We start from the raw sequence: 20,377 nt of genomic DNA, 5'->3' as shown, positions 1-20,377 counted from the left end.
TCCGAGTGGATCTGCGACACTGGAAGGGTTATGCCTGCACCCGGAGAACTCACTTTCGTCGCCCCCCGCGGAGCCAAGAAGCCGCCGCGGCATCTTGCCGACCTCTCGCCCGCCGAGCGGAAGGAGGCGGTGGCGGGGATCGGTGAGAAGCCGTTTCGTGCGAAACAGCTGTCCCAGCACTACTTCGCGCGGTTCGCGCACGATCCGGCCGAGTGGACCGACATCCCCGCCGGGGCCCGCGAGAAGCTGCGCGAGGCGCTGCTGCCCGAGCTGATGACGGTCGTGCGGCATCTGTCCACGGACCAGGGGACCACCCGCAAGACGCTGTGGCGGCTGTTCGACGGCACGCTCGTGGAGTCGGTGCTGATGCGGTACCCGGACCGGGTCACCATGTGCATCAGTTCGCAGGCCGGCTGCGGGATGAACTGCCCCTTCTGCGCGACCGGGCAGGCCGGGCTGGACCGGAACCTGTCCACCGCCGAGATCGTCCACCAGATCGTGGACGGGATGCGGGCGCTGCGCGACGGGGAGGTCCCCGGAGGGCCGGCCCGGTTGTCCAACATCGTGTTCATGGGCATGGGCGAGCCGCTCGCCAACTACAAGCGGGTCGTCGGCGCGATCCGTGCCCTCACCGACCCCGCGCCCGACGGGCTGGGGCTCTCGCAGCGCGGGATCACCGTGTCGACGGTCGGGCTGGTGCCGGCCATCAACCGGTTCTCCGACGAGGGCTTCAAGTGCCGGCTCGCGATCTCGCTGCACGCCCCCGACGACGAGCTGCGCGACACCCTCGTCCCCGTGAACACGCGGTGGAAGGTGCGCGAGGTGCTCGACGCCGGGTTCGAGTACGCCGAGAAGTCCGGACGCCGGCTGTCCATCGAATACGCGCTGATCCGCGACATCAACGACCAGGCCTGGCGGGGCGACCGGCTCGGGCGCATGCTCAAGGGCCGGCCCGTGCATGTGAACCTGATCCCGCTGAACCCGACGCCGGGCTCCAAGTGGACCGCCTCCCGGCCCGAGGACGAGAAGGCGTTCGTCGAGGCCATCGCGGCGCACGGGGTACCCGTCACCGTCCGGGACACCCGCGGTCAGGAGATCGACGGGGCGTGTGGTCAGCTCGCCGCCACCGAGCGGTAGTCTGGCCGACGTCAGCACTGTCTTGTTTTCGGACAGTGCGACGAACCAGACATCTTCATATTCCGACAGGGGAGCGCCACAGCGCTGAGAGTGCGGCAACCGGGCCGCAGACCCTCTGAACCTCGCCCAGGTCATTCTGGGTAGGAAGTTCGGTCATCACTCGAGCTGTTGCGCCCTGCCCGGGAGCCCCCTCGCGGGTCCCCGGGCAGGGCCGCGTCTCTTCCTGGTCACCTCCAGGAGGAATACCAGTGCACACCAGGACGCTCATGGCCGCGGCCGTCGGCCTCGGCCTCGTCACGCTGTCCGCCTGCGGATCGTCGGACGACGGCGGATCCGCGCAGGGCGGGAGCAAGACCGTCACCCTTGTCAGCCACGACTCGTGGGTCGTCTCCAAGAGCGTGCTCGCCGACTTCGAGAAGCGGTCCGGCTACCGGGTGAAGGTCCTCAAGGACGGCGACGCCGGGCAGGCCGTCAACAAGGCGATCCTCACCAAGGACAACCCCCAGGGCGACGTCTTCTTCGGCGTCGACAACACCCTGCTCTCCCGCGCGCTCGACAACGGCCTCTTCCAGCCGTACGAGGCGCAGGGGCTCGACCAGGTCGACGGCCAGTACCAGCTGGACGCCGGCAAGCACCGGGTCACGCCCGTCGACCACGGCGACATCTGCGTCAACTACGACAAGAAGTACTTCGCCGACCACAAGCTGGCGCCGCCCGCCACCTTCGACGACCTGGCGAAGCCGGAGTACAAGAACCTCCTCGTCACCGAGAACGCCTCCACCTCCTCGCCGGGCCTCGGTTTCCTGCTGGGCACCGCGGCGAAGTACGGCGACGAGGGCTGGCCGGACTACTGGAAGAAGCTCAAGGCCAACGGCGTGAAGGTCGTCGACGGCTGGGAGCAGGCCTACAACGAGGAGTTCTCCGGGTCGGCCGGCGGCAGGAAGACCGGGGCGGACCGGCCGCTCGTCGTCTCCTACGCCTCCTCGCCGCCCGCCGAGGTGATCTACGGCGACCCGAAGCCGACGACCGCGCCGACCGGCGTCGCGACCGGCACCTGCTTCCGGCAGATCGAGTTCGCCGGACTGCTGAGCAACGCGAAGAACAGCGAGGGCGGCAAGGCGCTGCTCGACTTCCTGATCTCGAAGGAGTTCCAGGAGGACATGCCGCTCAACATGTTCGTCTACCCGGTGGCGAAGGGCGCGGCCGTGCCCGCCGAGTTCACCGAGTACGGTCCGGCCGCCGAGGATCCCGAGACGATGGACCCGGCGAAGATCGCCGCGGACCGCGACCAGTGGGTCAAGTCGTGGACCTCGCTCGTACTGAAGTAGGGCGGCGAGCGGCCGTCCGCCGCCGGCGCACCGGGAGCGCGGCGCGGCTCGGGCTCATGGCCCTGCCCGTCGCGTTCTTCGGGCTGTTCTTCGCCTACCCGGTCGCCGCGATCACCGCGCGGGGACTGCACTCCGGCGGCGGCTGGCACTTCGGGCGCCTGTTCGACGTGCTCGGGCAGCCCGACATCCGGCACGTCCTGTGGTTCACCACCTGGCAGGCGCTCGCCTCCACCGTGCTGACCCTGCTGATCGCGCTGCCCGCCGCCTACGTCTTCGCCCGGTTCTCCTTCCCCGGCAAGCAGGTCCTGCGGGCCGTCGTGACCGTCCCGTTCGTCCTGCCGACCGTCGTCGTCGGCACGGCGTTCCTGGCGCTGGTCGGGCGCGGCGGTCTCCTCGACGACCTGTGGGGCGTACGGCTGGACACCACGGTGTGGGCGATCCTGCTGGCCCACGTCTTCTTCAACTACGCCGTGGTCGTGCGCACGGTCGGCGGGCTGTGGGCGCAGCTCGACCCGCGGCAGGAGGAGGCCGCGCGCATGCTGGGCGCCTCGCCGCTGCGGGCCTGGCGGCAGGTCACCCTGCCGGCCCTCGCGCCGGCCGTGGCCGCCGCCGCGCTCATGGTGTTCCTCTTCACCTTCACCTCCTTCGGTGTGGTGCAGATCCTCGGCGGGCCGACGTTCTCCACGCTGGAGGTCGAGATCTACCGGCAGACCTCGGAGATCTTCGACCTGTCGACGGCCGCCGTCCTCACGATCGTCCAGTTCGGCGCCGTCGGCGCCGTCCTCGCCGTGCACGCCTGGACCGTACGGCGTCGGGAGAGCGCGCTGCGGCTCGTGGACGCGGCGGGGACGGCACGGCGACCGCGCGGGGCGGGGCAGTGGGCGTTGCTCGCCGGGGTGCTCGGCACGGTCGCGCTGCTGCTCGTGCTGCCGCCGGCCGTGCTGGTGCAGCGTTCCCTCGACGCCCCCGACTTCGCCTATTACCGGGCGCTGACCAGTGACGACGGCAATGTGTTCCTGGTGCCGCCGATCGAGGCGGTCGGGAACTCGCTGGAGTACGCCCTCGCCGCCACCGCGATCGCGGTGACGATCGGCGGGCTGGCGGCGGCGGCCCTGACCCGGCGGGACGCCGGGCGCCTGGTCCGCGGGTTCGACGCGCTGCTGATGCTGCCGCTGGGCGTCTCCGCGGTGACCGTCGGCTTCGGGTTCCTGATCGCGCTCGACGAACCTCCGCTGAACCTGCGGGCCACCTGGATCCTGGTACCGCTCGCGCAGGCGCTGGTCGGCGTGCCCTTCGTCGTGCGGACCATGTTGCCGGTGCTGCGGGCCGTGGACGAGCGGCTGCGGGAGGCCGCGGCCGTGCTCGGGGCGTCACCGTGGCGGGTGTGGCGGGAGGTGGACCTGCCGATGGTGCGGCGGGCGCTGCTGGTCGCGGCCGGGTTCGCCTTCGCCGTGTCGCTGGGGGAGTTCGGCGCGACGGTGTTCATCGCGCGGCCCGACAACCCGACCCTGCCGGTCGCCGTGGCACGGCTGCTGGGGCGGGCCGGCGAGCTGAACTACGGCCAGGCCATGGCCCTCTCGACGATTCTGATGCTGGTGTGCGCGATCGCCATGCTGGTGCTCGAGCGGCTGCGCACCGACCGTACCGGGGAGTTCTGATGCTGAGGCTCGAAGGCGTGACCGTGCGGTTCGGGGACCGGGCGGTGCTGGACGCCGTCGATCTCACCGTGGTCGAGCACGAGGTGGTGTGTGTGCTCGGGCCCAGCGGCAGCGGCAAGTCGACGCTGCTGCGGGCGGTGGCCGGGCTGCAACCGCTGGACGCCGGACGGGTGGTGCTGGACGGACGGGACCAGACGGGTGTGCCCGCGCACCGGCGCGGGCTGGGGCTGATGTTCCAGGACCATCAGCTGTTCCCGCAGCGGGACGTCGGCGGCAACGTGGCCTTCGGACTGCGCATGCGCGGCGCCGACCGGGGACGACAGCGCGAACGGGTGGGGGAGTTGCTCGATCTGGTCGGGCTGCCGGACGCGGCCGGGCGGGCCGTCGCCGCGCTCTCCGGCGGTGAGCAGCAGCGGGTGGCGCTGGCCCGCGCGCTCGCGCCCAGCCCGCGGCTGCTGATGCTGGACGAACCGCTCGGACAGCTCGACCGGTCGCTGCGGGAGCGGTTGGTCGTCGAACTGCGTGAAATCTTCGGCAGGTTGGGCACCACGGTGCTCGCCGTCACCCACGACCAGGGCGAGGCGTTCGCGCTGGCCGACCGTGTCGTGGTGATGCGGGACGGGCGGATCGCCCAGTCCGGCACGCCACTTCAGGTGTGGCAGCGGCCGGCGGACGCGTTCGTGGCCCGCTTCCTCGGCTTCGACAACGTGGTGGAGGCGGGCGTCACCGGGGAGGCCGCGGACACCCCGTGGGGCAAGGTGCCGGTGCCGGCCGGTTCCCCGCAGGGCACCCGCACGCTGCTGGTGCGGCCGGCCGGGGTGCGGCTGGTCGACGCCGGGCAGGGTCTGCCCTGCACGGTCGCCGCCCGCACCTTCAAGGGCACCCACGTCACCGTCCACCTCCAGCCGCAGGACGCCCCGCGCCTGGAGGCCGCCTGCGCGCTGCGGCTGGCGCCGGAGACCGGGGACATGGTCGGGGTGGAGTTCGACGCGACCGAAATCGTCGTGCTCGACTGATCGTCCCGCCCGTACGGTGTGGCGCATGAGCCTTCTCGCGCATGACCGGTACTGCGACGAAATCGCCCACCAGGTAGGGCAGTTGAGGTCCATCGTGACCTCCGGTGCCGATCTGTCGGCCACCGTGCCGACCTGCCCCGACTGGTCCTTGGAGCAGCTCGTCCGGCACACGGGCGGGGCCCTGCGCTGGGTGGAGCTGCTGGTGCGGACCCGGGCGCAGGAGAACGTCAGGGACGAGCAGGTCCCCGCGCACGGCGGTCCGCAGGCCCGGGCCGACCCGGCCGCGCTGGACGCCTGGCTCGCGGAGACCGGTGAGGGCGTCGTCGCCGCACTGCGGGAGGCCGGGCCCGACACCGGGGTGTGGGGCTGGGCGGGGGAGGGCGACACCCGGTTCTGGGCCCGCCGGATGACCCACGAGATCACCGTGCACCGTGCCGACGCCGCGCTCACCGCCGGGCTGCCCTACGAGGTGGCGCCGGAGATCGCCGCCGACGCGCTGGACGAGTGGCTGTACCTCGTGGAGTGGGTGCAGCGGAACCTGCCGCACCGGGCGTCCGCCGAGCTGTGCGCCGCGGAACACCGGGGCCGCAGCATCCATCTGCACGCCACCGACGCGCCGACGGGGCTGGACGCCGAGCGAAGCGGGAGGGGGGTCCCCTCGTCCGAAGGGTGGGGGAGGTGGGTGGAGCTGACCGAGCGCGGGATCGTCCTGCGGCGGGGACACGGGAAGGCGTCCGTGGCGCTGCGCGGCCCGCTCACCTCGGTCCTGCTCGCCTTCTACCGCCGACTGCCCCTGGACGCGCCGGAGCTGGAGATCCTCGGCGACCGTGAGCTGCTGGAGTTCTGGCTGGAGAGGACGGCCTTCGGCTGAACCGGCGAGTGGCCCGCCCCGGCCCCGTCCATCGGCCCGGGGCGGGCCACTCGGGCGGTCAGCGGTTGCCGGTTCCCTTGCGGCGCATGCCGAAGAAGACCGCGCCGCCGCCGACGAGGACCAGGACGGCCGCGACGCCGACGATCAGGCCGGTGCGGGAACTGGCGCCGGTCTCGGCGAGGTTGGACTCCTGGGCGGCGGGCGACGGGGCGTTGCTCGCGGTGTCGGCGGGCGTGCCGCTGTCGCTCCCGGAGGCCGACGGGGTGGGAGTTCCCGACTTCGCCGGGGGTGAGGCGGTGTCGGAGGGGGGCGTCGACGGGGTCGAGGGGGTCGACGGCGTGGTGGGGGTGGTCGGGGTGGTGGGCGTGGCGTCCGCCTGGCAGGCCTTGGCCGGAGTGGTCAGGTTGGGCGCGATGTCGGCGTCGAGCAGGGTCTTCCCGCCCCTGGCGGCCGCGACGCGGACGCGGTACTCGGCGCCCGGCTCCCAGGCCTCGGCGAAGGTGACGGTGACGCCCTTCTTCGAACCCTCGATCGTCTGCTCGCCGATCTTCTTCAGGTCGGCGTTGTTGTTCTGGAGGAAGACCTTGACGACGGCCGTGGTGCCCGACGGATCCGTGTCGGTGACGGTGATGACGCCCTTCGGTCCGTCGCAGGACGCGGTCGCGGAGAACTGGTCGATGCCGGGGGAGCCGGTGGCCAGCGCGGAGCCGGAGGCGCCGAGGACAAGGGCGGCCGAGGCGCCGACGAGAGCGGACACGCGCACCGGACGGGCGGCGGTACGGCGGGATGGGGACACGTTTGTCCTTTACGTGATGTGCAACTGCGGGGAGCGGAGGGGGAGATGCCGCCCTCGATGTGGTGGCGACGGCCTCCCCGGGGGTCCCACAGGTCTATAAGCGTTCCATAAGGAGTGTCAATGCGTCGATGGTTCCGGCCCCTTGGCTTTGCCCGATCATCAACCGCCGAGATGTTTCAGCGCGTCGGGAGCCTGCTCGATCCGGTCGACCTGGGCGGTACGGCCGCCCGTCGACCGCTCCTTCGCCGGCTTCCGCAGCAGCGGCCGGGCCGGCAGCCGCTCCGTCCGGTGCGCCCGGTCCACGAGAGCCATCGGCGTCGGCCCGCCCCGCGACTCGTGGTGGTCGGGCGTCGCGTTGTCGAAGACCTCCCGTACGGTCCCGGCGGCGCCCGGCAGGAACACGACGCCGGCGGTGCAGCGGGCTGTCGGGGAAGGGGGACGGAGTGCCCCGGGTGCGGACCGCCTCGTCGAACTCGGTGGGGGACTCGCTCTCACGGCCGTGTGTGCCGTGGTACGGCGGGGCGGGTGTCGGGTGCACCCGCCCCGCCGGGCGTGCCCCGTCGGGGCGGGTCAGCCCTGGACCGCCGACGGGTCCATCCAGACGACCTCCCAGGTGTGGCCGTCGAGGTCGTCGAAGGAACGCCCGTACATGAAGCCGAGGTCCTGCGTCTCGTTGGCCGGCGAACCGCCCGCCGCCAGGGCGCGGTCGACCAGTTCGTCCACCTTCTCGCGGCTCTCGGCGCTCAGCGCGATCATGACCTGGCTGGTCCTGGTGGCGTCCGCGATCTCCTTCTTGGTGAACGTCGAGTAGAACGGCTTGGTGAGCAGCATCGCCATGATGGTGTCGCTGATCACCACGGAGGCCGCGTTCTCGTTGCTGAACTGCGGGTCGATCGAGTAACCCAGGTCCGTGAAGAACTTCTTGGAGGCGTCCAGGTCGTTCACGGGCAGGTTGACGAAGACCATCTGCTGGTAGGCCGGGGTGCTCATCGGGGTGTCTCCCATCGGGTCGTGCCGCTCGTGCTGCTCGCGTGCGGTGTCGTGCGTGCTCTTCCGGTGGTGAGGACCCGGGGGCCGTGCGGAAGTCATCGGTGGCCGAAGATTTTTTTCCGCGCGGATCCCCGGACGCTCCGCACGGGGCCTCAGGGGGTCAGCGGGAGGGCGGCGAGGGCCGCAACGGCCAGCGTGAGCGGGACGAACAGCGCGGCCAGGGCACCGGCCCGGAGCGCCGCAGCGCTGCGCAGCACGGTGGACGGGGCGCCGAGGCGGAGCAGGGCGGCCGTCGTGCCGGCGCGGGCCTGGCGGGCCTCGACGGCGGCCGTGAGGAGCGTGGCGAGGGCGCAGCCGGCGACCAGGGCCCCGCCGAGGGTGGTGAGCGGGCCGAAGGGCGGGTCGGCGGGGTCGTGCAGCGCGGCCATGGTGTACGCGCCGGAGGCGACCGCGCACAGGACGCCCAGAGGGGCGCCGATGCGGGACGCCTCCTCCATCAGCCCGCGGCCGGCGAGGAGGCGGAGGGCGCCGGGGCGGGCCGACTGGAGGACGCGGCCGCAGAGGTGGGTGAGGCTGGGGCCGGCCACGGCCAGGCCGATCGCGGTGAGCGTCCAGCCGAGCAGGACCGCAGCGGGGCCGGTGGGGCCGCCGGGGAGGGTGAGCTGGTGGCCGGGGGTGCGGCCGGCGTACGCCTCGACGGCGAGGCCGGCGGCGAGGAGGGCCGCGCCCCAGGGGAGGCCGGTGGGGTCGGGGCGCGGGGGGTCGTGCGGGGGGTGGCCGGGGGCATGGGCCGGGGTTTCCCGGGCTTCGCCGTCCCCGTCCGGGGCGGCCGTGGCCACGGTGCGCCGGGGGTCGACGTCCGGGGCCGGAGCGGTCACGGTGCGACCGGGGTGCCGGGGGTCGCCGTCGCCGTCCGGGGTCGGCGCGGTCACGGCTTGACGGGCCTGCCTCGCGCCGAACCTGCCGTACGCGCCGAACGTCTCCTGGGCGCCCGCGGAGGTGGTGAAGCGGCGGAGGGCCAGGCCCGCGCCCCGGGCGGTTCCGGCCGGCCGGTTGTCCCGGGGGCGGAGCGTCAGGGCCACCGCCAGCGAGGCCGCCGCGGGGGTCAGGGCCACGAGGGTGAGGGCGGCGGGCAGGGGGAGCGGGATGTCCGCCGCCAGGAACGATGCCGCCGCTCCGTCGAAGGGCATGCCCGTGAGGTCACCGCGGAGGTGGAGGAAGACGAGCAGGGCCAGCATCGAGCCGAGCGCGGTGGACAGGGCCGTCGTGGCCGCCGCGATCGCCATCAGGCGGGCGGGGCCCAGGCCGATCGCCGCCAGGCCGGGGCGGGGCCGGGTGCCGGGGTCGGTGCGGGCGACCGCGAGGGCGAAGTGGACGGTGGCGGCCAGCGGGACCGCGCACCAGGCCAGCCGGAGCGCCGCGCCCGCCGGGGCGCCGGGGTGGCTCAGGGCGTGGCCGAGGGTGCACAGCAGGAGGAAGCCGGTGCCGGCCGAGGCCGTCGCGACGAGCAGACGGCGCAGTTGGACGGCCGGACGGGCGCTGCGGGTCAGGCGGAGAGCGAGCACGTCGCCCGGCCTTCCGACTCGGTGACCGGCGGCAGGTGGACGGTGCGCACCCGACGTCCGTCCAGGAGCGAGACCGTGCGGTCGGCGAGGGCCGCGGTCTCGGCGTCGTGTGTGGCCAGGACGACGGTGATGCCGTGCGAGCGGGCCGCCGTGGTCAGCGTGCGCAGCACGTGGCCGCGGTCCGCCCGGTGCAGGGGGGCCGTCGGTTCGTCCGCGAAGAGGACGGACGGGGCCGGGGCGAGGGCGCGGGTGATGCACACGCGCTGGCGTTCCGCCTGGGTCAGCTCGTGGGGCCGCAGGCGGCACTTGTCGCCGACGTCCAGGCGTTCCAGCCACTCCAGGGCGGCGACCTTGGCCCGGCGGCGGCTGGTGCCGCGCAGCATCAGGGGGAGGGCCGCGTTCTCCCAGACGTTCAGCTCCGGGACGAGCGCCGGCGCCGGGTCGATCCAGCCGAAGCGGTCGCGGCGGAGCCGTTCGCGGGCCATCGGGCCCATGGTGTGCACGGGGACGCTGTTGAACCACACCTCGCCGCGCTGGCCGCGGGCCAGCCCGGACAGGCAGTGCAGCAGGGCCGTCTTGCCGCTGCCGCGCGGGCCGGTCACGGCGAGGATCTCGCCCTCCCGCACGCCGAGCGACACGCCGCCCAGCGCGGGGGAGCCGTCGGGGTGCGTGTAGTGCAGGGCGCGTGCCCACAGCACGTCGTTGTCCGGCGGGGCCTCCATGGGCGTACACCTTCGTTCAGATCCGTAGTTCCCGTGCCGTTCCCCCGTCCGGGGGAACGAAGGCAGGGCCGATCGGTCACTGGCACGCTAGGCAGCCCGGGTCGGGCATCCGGACAGCACACGGCCCCGGGCCGCCGTTTCTCACTCGAACGGACGGCACCGGGGCCGGTGTTGATCACCTGAGAGGAAGATCCCCACGGCTCGGCCGGGGATCCGCGAAGGCCGTCAGAGCTTCGTCCACGCCTCCGTCAGCGTGGCGCGCAGGATCTGCTCGATCTCGTCGAAGGTCTCCTGGTCGGAGATCAGCGGCGGGGCGAGCTGGACGACCGGGTCGCCGCGGTCGTCGGCACGGCAGTACAGGCCGTTGTCGAAGAGCGCCTTGGACAGGAAGCCGTACAGGACACGCTCGGTCTCCTCGTCGGTGAAGGACTCCTTCGTCGCCTTGTCCTTGACCAGCTCGATGCCGTAGAAGAAGCCGTTGCCGCGGACGTCGCCGACGATCGGCAGGTCGTGCAGCTTCTCCAGGGTGGCGCGGAAGGCGCCCTCGTTGTCGAGGACGTGCTGGTTGAGGTTCTCGCGCTCGAACAGGTCGAGGTTGGCGAGGCCCACGGCCGCGGAGACCGGGTGGCCGCCGAAGGTGTAGCCGTGCAGGAAGGTGTTGTCGCCCTTGTAGAACGGCTCGGCCAGGCGGTCGGAGATGACGCAGGCGCCGATCGGGGAGTAGCCCGAGGTCATGCCCTTGGCGCAGGTGATCATGTCCGGCACGTAGCCGAACTTGTCGCAGGCGAACATCGTGCCGAGGCGGCCGAAGGCGCAGATGACCTCGTCCGACACGAGCAGCACGTCGTACTGGTCGCAGATCTCGCGGACCCGCTGGAAGTAGCCGGGCGGGGGCGGGAAGCAGCCGCCGGCGTTCTGGACCGGCTCCAGGAAGACCGCGGCGACGGTGTCCGGGCCCTCGAAGAGGATCTGCTGCTCGATCTGGTCGGCGGCCCAGCGGCCGAAGGCCTCGGGGTCGTCGCCGAAGATCGGGGCGCGGTAGATGTTGGTGTTCGGGACCTTGTGCGCGCCCGGGACGAGCGGCTCGAAGGGGGCCTTGAGGGCCGGCAGGCCGGTGATGGACAGGGCGCCCTGCGGGGTGCCGTGGTAGGCCACCGCGCGCGAGATGACCTTGTACTTGGTGGGCTTGCCGGTCAGCTTGAAGTACTGCTTGGCGAGCTTCCAGGCGGTCTCGACCGCCTCGCCGCCGCCGGTGGTGAAGAAGACCTTGTTCAGGTCGCCGGGCGCGTGGTGGGCGAGGCGTTCCGCCAGCTCCACGGCCTTGGGGTGGGCGTAGGACCACACCGGGAAGAACGCCAGCTCCTGCGCCTGCTTGAAGGCGGTCTCGGCCAGTTCCGTGCGGCCGTGACCGGCCTGCACCACGAACAGGCCCGCGAGACCGTCGAGGTAGCGCTTGCCCTTGTCGTCGTAGATGTGGGTGCCCTCGCCCCGGACGATCGTCGGGACGGGAGCGTTCTCGTACGAGGACATGCGGGTGAAGTGCATCCACAGGTGGTCGTACGCGGTGCGGCTGAGGTCCTTGGTGCTCACGGTTATCGGGTCCTCACGGTTATCGGGTTCCCCACATGTAGGTCTGCTTCTTGAGCTTCAGGTAGACGAAGCTCTCGGTGGAGCGCACGCCGGGCAGCGCACGGATGCGTTTGTTGATGACGTCGAGCAGGTGGTCGTCGTCCTCGCAGACGATCTCGGCGAGGACGTCGAACGAGCCCGCGGTCATCACCACGTACTCGACCTCCGCCATGTCGGTCAGCGCGTCGGCGATCGCCTCGGTGTCCCCCTCGACGTTGATCCCGACCATCGCCTGCCTGCGGAATCCCACGGTGAGCGGGTCCGTGACGGCGACGATCTGCATCACGCCCTGGTCGAGCAGCTTCTGGACGCGCTGGCGCACGGCCGCCTCCGACAGGCCGACGGCCTTGCCGATCGCGGCGTACGGCCGGCGGCCGTCCTCCTGGAGCTGCTCGATGATGCCGAGGCTGACGGCATCCAGGTGCGGGGTGCCGTTCTTGGACTCGCGGGAGTCCCGGTGCTCTGCGCTTCGACTGGCCACGGGGTCACTCTGCACGACGTATCGACAGTTGCGCAAGGTAAGGGCGATGAAATTCGTTGTTTACGTGACTGAGACTTGCGGATTTCGCAGCGGCGGCGCGATCGGGGGTGTTGAAAACGTCGGTGCCCCGATTAGGGTGGGTGTCTCAATCATTGGACAGTTCGACCCTGACACAGGAGGCCGGCAGTGAGCACGGAGCTGCGTGGGCTGCGCACCCTACGGAATTACATCGCCGGTGAGTTCCGGGACGCCGCCGACGGACGGACCACCGAGGTGGTCAACCCCGCGACGGGCGAGGCGTACGCGACGGCACCGCTGTCCGGCCCGGCGGACGTGGACGCGGCCATGGAGGCCGCCGCGGCCGCCTTCCCGGCGTGGCGCGACACCACCCCCGCCGAGCGCCAGAAGGCCCTGCTGAAGATCGCGGACGCTTTCGAGGAGCGTGCCGAGGAGCTGATCGCCGCCGAGGTGGAGAACACCGGCAAGCCGATCGGCCTCACGCGGTCCGAGGAGATCCCGCCGATGGTCGACCAGATCCGCTTCTTCGCGGGCGCGGCCCGGATGCTCGAGGGGCGCTCGGCCGGCGAGTACATGGAGGGCATGACCTCGATCGTCCGCCGCGAGCCGGTCGGCGTCTGCGCGCAGGTCGCGCCGTGGAACTACCCGATGATGATGGCCGTGTGGAAGTTCGCCCCGGCGATCGCGGCGGGCAACACGGTCGTCCTCAAGCCGTCGGACACCACCCCGGCCTCCACCGTCCTGATCGCCGAGATCGTCGGCTCGATCCTGCCCAAGGGCGTCTTCAACGTCGTGACCGGCGACCGCGACACCGGCCGTCTGATGGTGGAGCACCCGGTCCCGGCGATGGCGTCCATCACCGGCTCGGTACGCGCCGGCATGTCCGTCGCCGAGTCCGCGTCGAGGGATCTCAAGCGCGTCCACCTGGAACTGGGCGGCAAGGCGCCGGTCGTCGTGTTCGAGGACACCGACATCGCCAAGGCCGTCGAGGACATCTCCGTGGCGGGCTTCTTCAACGCCGGCCAGGACTGTACGGCGGCCACCCGCGTCCTGGTCCAGGAGGCCATCCACGACGAGTTCGTGGCGGCGCTGGCCAAGGCCGCGGCCGAGACGAAGACCGGGCAGCCGGACGACGAGGACGTGCTCTTCGGCCCGCTGAACAACCCCAACCAGCTCCAGCAGGTCACCGGCTTCATCGAGCGCCTCCCCGCCCACGCCAAGGTGGAGGCGGGCGGCCACCGGGTCGGCGACAAGGGCTACTTCTACGCCCCGACCGTCGTCTCCGGCCTCAAGCAGGACGACGAGATCATCCAGAACGAGGTCTTCGGCCCGGTCATCACCGTCCAGACCTTCACCGACGAGGACCAGGCCGTCGAGTACGCCAACGGCGTCGAGTACGCCCTCGCCTCCTCGGTGTGGACCAAGGACCACGGCCGCGCGATGCGCATGTCCAAGAAGCTCGACTTCGGCTGCGTGTGGATCAACACCCACATCCCGCTCGTCGCCGAGATGCCCCACGGCGGCTTCAAGAAGTCCGGCTACGGCAAGGACCTGTCGGGTTACGGCTTCGAGGACTACACGCGGATCAAGCACGTGATGACGTCGCTGGACGCGTAGGCCTCCGGCGGTTCGGCCGTCGCACCTCGCCGCCCCGGACGGGTGTTCCCGTCCGGGGCGGCGCCGTTCGCGTCGTCGCCGCCGACCGGCTTTGCCATCTCTTTACAACCTGTGTCCCCGCTGTCTCGTCTCTCCGCTCGATCCGTCACGCAGCCCGTGCGGACCGACGAAGGAGAGCGACACATGCGACACACACCCCGGACCGGCCTCACCGCCCTGGCAGTGGCGGGCGCCGCCCTGCTGATCGGCGCGGGGCCGGCGTTCGCCGACGGGGGGACGCCGACGCCCGTCCCGTCCGCCCCCGCGTCCGCCCCCACCCCCGTCCCCGCTCCCACCCGGGCTCCCGCCGAGGCGACGCCGGTGCCCGAGCCCACCGTGATGCCGGGCTCCCGCGGCCAGGTGCCCGTCGTCCCCCGCGGCGCCGCCGACACCGGTGCGGCCACGACGGCCGCGCCGTCGTCCGGCGCCGGCGGCGTGATCGGCGGCGGGGTCGCCGCGGCCTTCGCCGTGGGCGGCGCCGGGGTGTACGTCCTGCGGCGCCGGAGGACGACCGGCGCATGAGCCCGTCCTCCAGGCGCGCCTTCCTCGCCGCGGCCGGCGCCGGCCTGCTCGCGGGCTGCACCGGCGGCCACCCGGCCGACCGGACCCCGGGCACACCGCCCGCTTCGCCGGTCACCTCGCCCGCTCCCCTGCCGGGGGGCCGGGCGGGGGCGGTACGTCCGCTCGGGCGCTCGGCGCCTGTCGCCCTGCGGATCCCCGCCATCGGGGTCGACACCCCGGTCGTACGGCTGGGTCTCCAGGCCGACGGCAGCGTGGAGGTGCCCGCCGTCACCGCCGACGACCGGGCCGGCTGGTACCGGTACTCGCCGACGCCCGGCCAGACCGGGCCGTCGGTGATCCTCGGCCACGTCACGGTCGGGAAGTACGGGGACGGCGTCTTCCGCCGGCTCGACCGGCTGCGCACCGGCGACGGGATCACGGCGCGCCTGGAGAACGGCACGAGCGCGGACTTCGCCGTCACCGCCGTACGGACCGTCGGCAAGGAGGAGTTCCCCACGGCCGACGTCTACGGGAACGTGGACCGGCCCGAGCTGCGTCTCATCACCTGCGGCGGGCCGGTCACCGGGGACGGGTACCGCGACAACGTGATCGTGTTCGCGGTCCTGACCTCTGCGGGAGAACGGTGAAGCGATCCCGCGAGCGGGCGGCGGCCGAACTCTTCGCCGCCCTCTACCCGCGCCTGGCCGGCTGGTGCCGCCGGCTCGTCGACGACGACGAGACCGCCCACGAGATCGCCTCGGAGGCGTTCACCCGGCTCTGGGCGCGCTGGACGGCGGTCGCCGAACCGCAGGGCTTCCTCTACGTCACCGCGGCCAACCTGGTCCGCGACCACTGGCGCAAGCTCGAACGCGAACGCCGGGCCGTGCGCCGGGCGACCGTGGAGGCCGCGGTGAACCCGCCCGCCCCGCCCGCCGACCCGTCGGTCCGGCTGCTCGTGCAGTCGCTGCCCGACCGGCTGCGGGTGCCGATCCTGCTGCACTACTACGCTGACATGCCGATCCGGGAGGTCTCCGTGCTCACCGGGCGCAAGGAAGGAACCGTCAAGGCCGATCTGCACGCGGCCCGCGAACTGCTCCGCGCACACCTGGGGAGAAGCCTTGATCACGCACGCTGACGACGCCGACGACGGCACGCGCGCCGCCGACGACCCGCTGACCGTCATCCTGCGGCCCCCCGCCGGCCACCTCGCCCCGCCGCCCGGCCGCTACGAGGCGGTCCGTCGCGGCGCCGTCCGCCGACGGCTGCTGCGGACCGCGGTGGGAGTGGGCGCGACCTGCGCGGTCGCCACGCTCGTCGTCCTGCCGCTGCGCTCCGGCGGACCGGACGGGCCGGCCGCCCCGGTGGTGCCGATGGCCCCACCGCCCGCGCGCAGCCCGTCGACCGTGCCGACCCCGTCGACGTCACCCGTGCCCACCTCGGACCTCGCCCGGGAAACCCGGGCCCCCGACCCCACCACCGCGCTGCCCACGCCCGGCCCCGACCGCACCGGGTCGCAGGAGGGCCCCGCGTCGTCGCCGTTCCGGTGGCGACAGGGAGCGGCGTCCTCACCGTCACCGTCCACCCGTCGGGACACGCCGTCGGAGGCAGCCACGCGCCGGTGAGGCCGCTCCCCGCGCCGCAGTCGCGGCCGGACCTCCACCATCCCTCCTGCTCCTCCTCCGGGAGGCTGCCGTGGCGGAGGGGCGGCGGGTGCGGCGCCCGTGACGGCGGCGCACGCCCGGGCCCGGGTGGGACGGCCGGCGCCGGCCCCGTCGTGGCGCGGGCGGGTGGCGCTCGGTCCGGGGCCGGACCGCCCGGTGCCTCTCACCGTGTGACCGCCAGTGCCCCCACCGAAGCCGTCACCACCGCCGCCGAGAGAACCGCACCCGTTCCCATCAGGCGGGCCGGCGGCACCCGTACGCCGTACGCGTGGCAGCGTTCGTACCAGAGCAGGGTCGCCAGGGAGGCCCACGGAGTGATCAGCGGGCCGGCGTTGGTGCCGACCAGCAGGGCCAGCAGCTGGTCGTGGTTGGCCAGGGGGACGGCCGCCTCGCCCGCCAGGTAGACGGGGAGGTTGTTGAGGACGTTGGACAGGCCCGCGCCGACCGCCGCCGCGCGGAACATGCCCGCGAGGCCGCCGTCGTCACCGATCGCGGAGGCCAGCAGGGTGTCCAGGCCGTTGGCGTTGACGGTCTCCACGACCAGGAACATGCCGGGGACCATGACCAGCAGCCGCCACGGGATCAGGGAGAGCCTCAGCGCGGCGCGGTCGCGTACCGCGAAGGCCACGACGACGACCACGGCGGCCGTCGCCGAGGCCAGCCACAGCTCCACGTCCGCGACCAGGATCGCCAGCAGGAACCCGCCGCAGGCCAGCGCGCAGGCGCGGAACAGCACCGGGTCGGCGGGCCGGTGCGGACCGGGCGGCACATAGCGGTCCGCGCCCCGCGCATCCGGACCGGCCTCGGGCCGTACGTCCGCCGCGAGCGCCGCGCCCGGCCCGGTGCCCGGGACCGTCTCGCCCGGTCCCGGCGCGCCCCGCCGTCCCCGCCGCCAGTAGAACCCCCACAGGCAGGCCGCCGTCACCACGATCGCCGCGAGCTGCGGCGCCCACATGCGGCCCGCCAGCCCCGCCGGGGACAGCGCGACCCGGTCCGCCGCCAGCAGGTTCGTCAGGTTGGAGACGGGCAGCAGCAGGCTCGCCGTGTTGGCGAGCCAGACCGTGGTCATCGCCAGGGGGAGGGGGGCGACGCCGACGCGGGCGGCCATCGCCAGCATCACCGGGGTGAGGAGGACCGCCGTGGTGTCGAGGTTCAGGGCGATGGTGGTGACGGAGGCGAACGCCACGCAGAGCAGGAAGAGGAGCGGGTATCTGCCTCGGCCGGCGCGGGCGATACAGGCCGCGACCACGTCGAAGACCTCGGCGCGGCTGGTCAGCTCGGCGAGCACGATCACCGTGCCGAGGAACGCCACCAGCGGGGCGACACGGGTCATCGCGTCCGAGGCCGGGCCGGTGGGGAGCAGCCCCGTGGCCACGCAGACCAGTCCGGTCGCGAGGAGACCGATCGCCACCCGGTCCAGTGCATGAAGACGTCGCAGGACAATCACGCCCGAAAGGGTTGCACACCTGTGCCCCGCCGTTGTCGGGAGTCCCCGGCGGCGGGCGGGCTCACGGCCGCGGGCGACGCAGGGGGGAACCGCCGGGCGGGCTCAGTGGCCGTGCGGGGTCTCCTCGTGGGCGCCGGGGCCGGTCCCGGGTGCCGGTGCGACGTCCGTCCCTACCGTGAACGCCGCGGTGCGGACCGTCCCGTCGATCTTGAAGTCGAGGAACAGCCGGTAGGTGCCGGTGCTGGGCGCGGTGGCCGCGAACGACACCTCGGGCCCGGAGGTCTTCTCGCCCTCGGCCTCCTGGTGCGGGTGGACGTGCAGGTAGGCCAGGTCGCCGGAGCGCAGGGCGACCAGATGGCCGTAGGCGCCGAGGTAGGGCTCCAGGGCGGTGACCGGCCGTCCGTCCCGGCGGACGGTGAAGGTCAGGTCGCTCTCGCCGCCCGCGGCGAGCGTGCCCTCCAGGGCGACGGTGTAGCCGTCGACGGTGGCGGTCGCCGCGGGCGCGGGCGCCCGGCTCGCCCGGTACGGCCCGGTGACCGACAGGTCGGAGCCGAGGGTGAGGCCCTCGCCCGCACCGGCCGGCACGAAGTCCGCGAAGACGCGGTAGCCGCCCGCGGCGGGCAGGTCCACCGGTGTGCTCCAGGTGCCGTCGGCGGCCCGGACGGGATGCAGATGGCGGTACGTCGTCAGCTCGCGGGAGGCGACGATCAGGTGCAGCTGCTTGCCGTGGGCCGTCTCGTAGCGGGTCACGGGGGCGCCGTCGGCGTCCCGGACGACGAAGCGCAGACTGCTCCTCCCCGCCGGTACGGCGGTGGTCTCCAGGTCCAGGGAGTAGCCGTCCTGGGAGACCTGGAGGCCGGCCGGGAGGAGGTTCCCGGCCGAGGGCCTCGCGGCCGGCTCCGAGCTGTGGCTCCCGGTGTGTCCGGCGGCCGTCGTCTCCGGGCCGGCCGGGCCGAGTGCCGTGCCGACCCCGTAGGCGGCGCCGAAGGCCGTGGCCAGCGCCGCCGTGAACGCGCCGATCTTCTGCAGGGGGTTCATACCGGTCTCCCGACTCGTCTCTCTTCGCCTGCCACGCATACCCATGGGGGGTATATGTGAGTCAGCTTATACCCCCTATGGGTATGAGAGAAGAGGGGGGTGGTGCGGTGGGTGTCGACCCTGTTTTGAACATGTTCAACTCGTGGGCGTACGCTGCCCGCATGAGCGACAGAGCCGCCCTTCTCCGGGGCATCCGAGCCTGGCTTGTCATCTTCGTCGTCTGCCTGGTGCTCAGCGGCGCCACGGCCTTCCCCCTCGTGCACGAACTGCGCTGGACCGAGGGCCTGTTGCGGTCCCTGTCCGCACCGGAGCACCTCCCCGCCCTCATGGACTGGATCGTGCGGGTACGGCAGGGGCTCGACGTGGTCGACGCCGAGCACCCCTTCGTGCTCTACGGCACCGACTGGCTGGCCTTCGCGCACCTCGTCATCGCGGTCGCCTTCTACGGCCCCTACCGGGACCCGGTCCGCAACATCTGGGTCGTCGAGTTCGCGATGATCGCCTGCGCCGGGATCATTCCGCTGGCCCTGATCTGCGGGCCGATCCGCGGCATCCCCTTCTGGTGGAGCGTGCTGGACATGTCGTTCGGCGTCTTCGGCGTGATCCCGCTGTACGTCGTGCGGCGCAAGATCAAGCGGCTGGAGGCGTTCACCGCCCCCAACGCCTGCACCCCGGCGACTACTTGAGGGCGGCGAGGGCGATGCGCTCGGCCACCGGGTTGGCCTCCTCGCCCTTCGCGTCCGTCGCGTTGACCGAGTAGACCAGGGTCCGGCTCAGGTCCCGGGTCCCGGCGACCATCGCGTTGTAGCCGTACCGGCCGCCCGTCTTGAGCCAGTAGACCCGGCCGCCGTACGCGAACCGCTGGAGCCCGGCACTGTAGGTGGCCCCCTCGACGCGTGCCGGCAGCGTGAACATCTCGCGCAGTTGGGGCCGCGGCACGATCCGCCCCCCGAACAGCGAGGTGAGCAGGCGCTCCAGGTCCGCGGTCGTGGAGATCATGTCCCCGGCCGCGAACCGGTCCGCCTGGTTCCACTCGGTGACGTCGACGAACTCGGTCGTCCCGTCCGCCTTCCTGACGGCCTGATAGCCGCGGTTGTGCGGGCCGGCGATGCGCGGGTCGGTGCCGGGGAAGTACGTGTCACGCATCCCGGCGGGCGCCAGCACCAGTCCGGTGGCCGCGGAGGCGTACGGCCGCCCGGTCACCTTCTCGATCAGCAGGCCGAGGATCGTGTAGTTGATGTTGAGGTAGTGCTGCTTCCGGCCGGGCCGGAACTCCGGTCCCTTCGCCGCCGCCGACGCCACGACCGCCCGGGGCGTGAGCGTGTCGAAGCGGTGGGCGTACAGCTCGGCGAACGTGTCGCCGAGACCGTCGCCGGCCGGGATGCCGCTGGTGTGGTTCAGCAACTGCCGTACGGTGACGGGCCGGAAGTCCCTGCCGAGGAGACCGGGCAGATAGCGCTGGACGGGCCGGTCCAGGTCGATCTCACCGCGCGCCGCGAGCTTCAGCACGGCCGCCGCGGTCACCACCTTCGTCACCGAGCCGGCCCGGAAACGGGCGTGCGGATCGGCGGGACGGCCGCTCGCCAGGTCGTGCACGCCGGCGCTGCCCCGCCAGGTGCCGTCGGTGCCGCCCACCCGGACCAGGACCGCCGTCGCGTCCGCGTCCGGCAGTCCGGTGACCGCCTCGCGCAGGGCCCGCCGATCGAGGTCGTCGGAACGCGGCCCGGCCGGCGCGGAAGCGGGCGAGGCCGGAGCGGGCGAGGCCAGGGCGGGGACCGCCAGCGGGCCCGCCCCGAGGGCGAGCACCAGGGAGGCGGCGAGGGCGACGGTACGGCGGCGGGTGCGCATGCGGGGAGGCTCCTG

General features: G+C 72.9%; 20 protein-coding genes, 1 pseudogene and 1 riboswitch. Of the genes and pseudogenes, 11 read left to right on the top strand and 10 right to left on the bottom strand.

Features of this window, described 5'->3' with window-relative positions:
• Window positions 1-30 precede the first annotated feature (30 nt).
• From rlmN to AB0N31_RS20655, 5 genes are all read left to right on the top strand, one after another.
• Window positions 31-1,137: a 23S rRNA (adenine(2503)-C(2))-methyltransferase RlmN gene (rlmN, locus tag AB0N31_RS20675; RefSeq protein WP_366059829.1), complete on the top strand. Its 1,107-nt coding sequence runs from the start codon at window positions 31-33 to the stop codon at window positions 1,135-1,137.
• Window positions 1,138-1,194: 57 nt separating this feature from the next.
• Window positions 1,195-1,302, top strand: a riboswitch (TPP riboswitch).
• Window positions 1,303-1,403: 101 nt separating this feature from the next.
• Window positions 1,404-2,465: a thiamine ABC transporter substrate-binding protein gene (locus AB0N31_RS20670; protein ID WP_366059864.1), complete on the top strand. Its 1,062-nt coding sequence runs from the start codon at window positions 1,404-1,406 to the stop codon at window positions 2,463-2,465.
• A gap of 56 nt (window positions 2,466-2,521) precedes the next feature.
• Window positions 2,522-4,123 (top strand): iron ABC transporter permease, encoded by a 1,602-nt coding sequence (locus tag AB0N31_RS20665; protein ID WP_366059828.1) that lies wholly within the window; start codon window positions 2,522-2,524, stop codon window positions 4,121-4,123.
• Window positions 4,123-5,139, top strand: a complete 1,017-nt coding sequence (locus AB0N31_RS20660; RefSeq protein ID WP_366059827.1) for an ABC transporter ATP-binding protein — start codon at window positions 4,123-4,125, stop codon at window positions 5,137-5,139. Before AB0N31_RS20665 ends, AB0N31_RS20660 begins: the two co-directional genes overlap by 1 nt.
• Window positions 5,140-5,164: 25 nt before the next feature.
• Window positions 5,165-6,010 carry a maleylpyruvate isomerase family mycothiol-dependent enzyme gene (locus AB0N31_RS20655; protein WP_366059826.1) on the top strand — a complete coding sequence of 282 codons (846 nt, stop codon included), beginning with the start codon at window positions 5,165-5,167 and terminating at the stop codon, window positions 6,008-6,010.
• A 58-nt stretch (window positions 6,011-6,068) separates the two neighbouring features.
• On the opposite strand, the gene AB0N31_RS20650 is transcribed toward AB0N31_RS20655, so the two are convergent.
• The 7 genes and pseudogenes from AB0N31_RS20650 to AB0N31_RS20620 form a co-directional block, all read right to left on the bottom strand.
• On the bottom strand, window positions 6,069-6,806 hold the full coding sequence (locus AB0N31_RS20650) for an LAETG motif-containing sortase-dependent surface protein (RefSeq protein WP_366059825.1): 738 nt from the start codon (window positions 6,804-6,806) through the stop codon (window positions 6,069-6,071).
• 159 nt (window positions 6,807-6,965) lie between these two features.
• Window positions 6,966-7,229: pseudogene (locus AB0N31_RS20645) on the bottom strand (Rossmann fold nucleotide-binding protein); the annotation flags it as partial.
• Window positions 7,230-7,376: 147 nt separating this feature from the next.
• On the bottom strand, window positions 7,377-7,796 hold the full coding sequence (locus AB0N31_RS20640) for a VOC family protein (protein ID WP_366059824.1): 420 nt from the start codon (window positions 7,794-7,796) through the stop codon (window positions 7,377-7,379).
• 152 nt (window positions 7,797-7,948) lie between these two features.
• Complete coding sequence (locus tag AB0N31_RS20635; protein WP_366059823.1) at window positions 7,949-9,361, bottom strand: hypothetical protein; 1,413 nt, start codon at window positions 9,359-9,361, stop codon at window positions 7,949-7,951.
• Complete coding sequence (locus AB0N31_RS20630; protein ID WP_366059822.1) at window positions 9,343-10,083, bottom strand: ATP-binding cassette domain-containing protein; 741 nt, start codon at window positions 10,081-10,083, stop codon at window positions 9,343-9,345. The genes AB0N31_RS20635 and AB0N31_RS20630 overlap by 19 nt, the downstream gene beginning before the upstream one ends.
• 225 nt (window positions 10,084-10,308) lie before the next feature.
• Complete coding sequence (locus AB0N31_RS20625; RefSeq protein WP_366059821.1) at window positions 10,309-11,673, bottom strand: aspartate aminotransferase family protein; 1,365 nt, start codon at window positions 11,671-11,673, stop codon at window positions 10,309-10,311.
• Window positions 11,674-11,692: 19 nt separating this feature from the next.
• Window positions 11,693-12,208 carry an Lrp/AsnC family transcriptional regulator gene (locus tag AB0N31_RS20620; RefSeq protein WP_363091985.1) on the bottom strand — a complete coding sequence of 172 codons (516 nt, stop codon included), beginning with the start codon at window positions 12,206-12,208 and terminating at the stop codon, window positions 11,693-11,695.
• A gap of 171 nt (window positions 12,209-12,379) precedes the next feature.
• On the opposite strand from AB0N31_RS20620, the gene AB0N31_RS20615 reads away from it, so the two are divergent.
• The 5 genes from AB0N31_RS20615 (at window position 12,380) to AB0N31_RS20595 (ending at window position 15,990) form a co-directional block, all read left to right on the top strand.
• Window positions 12,380-13,828 (top strand): gamma-aminobutyraldehyde dehydrogenase, encoded by a 1,449-nt coding sequence (locus tag AB0N31_RS20615; RefSeq protein ID WP_366059820.1) that lies wholly within the window; start codon window positions 12,380-12,382, stop codon window positions 13,826-13,828.
• Window positions 13,829-14,011: 183 nt separating this feature from the next.
• Window positions 14,012-14,389 carry a sortase-dependent protein gene (locus AB0N31_RS20610; RefSeq protein ID WP_366059819.1) on the top strand — a complete coding sequence of 126 codons (378 nt, stop codon included), beginning with the start codon at window positions 14,012-14,014 and terminating at the stop codon, window positions 14,387-14,389.
• Window positions 14,386-15,015 carry a class F sortase gene (locus AB0N31_RS20605; RefSeq protein WP_366059818.1) on the top strand — a complete coding sequence of 210 codons (630 nt, stop codon included), beginning with the start codon at window positions 14,386-14,388 and terminating at the stop codon, window positions 15,013-15,015. Before AB0N31_RS20610 ends, AB0N31_RS20605 begins: the two co-directional genes overlap by 4 nt.
• Window positions 15,012-15,503 (top strand): RNA polymerase sigma factor, encoded by a 492-nt coding sequence (locus tag AB0N31_RS20600; RefSeq protein ID WP_366059817.1) that lies wholly within the window; start codon window positions 15,012-15,014, stop codon window positions 15,501-15,503. The genes AB0N31_RS20605 and AB0N31_RS20600 overlap by 4 nt, the downstream gene beginning before the upstream one ends.
• Window positions 15,487-15,990, top strand: coding sequence for a hypothetical protein (locus AB0N31_RS20595; protein WP_366059816.1), 504 nt, complete (start codon window positions 15,487-15,489; stop codon window positions 15,988-15,990). The genes AB0N31_RS20600 and AB0N31_RS20595 overlap by 17 nt, the downstream gene beginning before the upstream one ends.
• A gap of 202 nt (window positions 15,991-16,192) precedes the next feature.
• Here AB0N31_RS20595 and AB0N31_RS20590 read toward each other — a convergent pair whose 3' ends face one another.
• On the bottom strand, window positions 16,193-17,440 hold the full coding sequence (locus AB0N31_RS20590; protein ID WP_366059815.1) for an SLC13 family permease: 1,248 nt from the start codon (window positions 17,438-17,440) through the stop codon (window positions 16,193-16,195).
• A 138-nt stretch (window positions 17,441-17,578) separates the two neighbouring features.
• Complete coding sequence (locus AB0N31_RS20585) at window positions 17,579-18,514, bottom strand: hypothetical protein (RefSeq protein WP_366059814.1); 936 nt, start codon at window positions 18,512-18,514, stop codon at window positions 17,579-17,581.
• Between the two features lie 161 nt (window positions 18,515-18,675).
• On the opposite strand from AB0N31_RS20585, the gene AB0N31_RS20580 reads away from it, so the two are divergent.
• Entirely contained in the window at window positions 18,676-19,200 is a 525-nt protein-coding gene (locus AB0N31_RS20580; RefSeq protein ID WP_366059813.1) for a hypothetical protein, read from the top strand.
• Here AB0N31_RS20580 and AB0N31_RS20575 read toward each other — a convergent pair.
• The gene (locus AB0N31_RS20575) at window positions 19,193-20,362 is read right to left on the bottom strand and encodes a serine hydrolase domain-containing protein (RefSeq protein ID WP_366059812.1); all 1,170 of its coding nucleotides are present in this window, start codon (window positions 20,360-20,362) and stop codon (window positions 19,193-19,195) included. The two genes, AB0N31_RS20580 and AB0N31_RS20575, sit on opposite strands and share 8 nt — an antisense overlap.
• Window positions 20,363-20,377 lie beyond the last annotated feature (15 nt).

Origin of the sequence: Streptomyces sp. NPDC051051 (genome assembly GCF_040682975.1) — a bacterium.
Classification (GTDB): Bacteria; Actinomycetota; Actinomycetes; order Streptomycetales; family Streptomycetaceae; genus Streptomyces.
The sequence above is the reverse complement of the archived record's forward strand: the minus strand, read 5'-3'. Positions and strand labels throughout refer to the sequence as shown.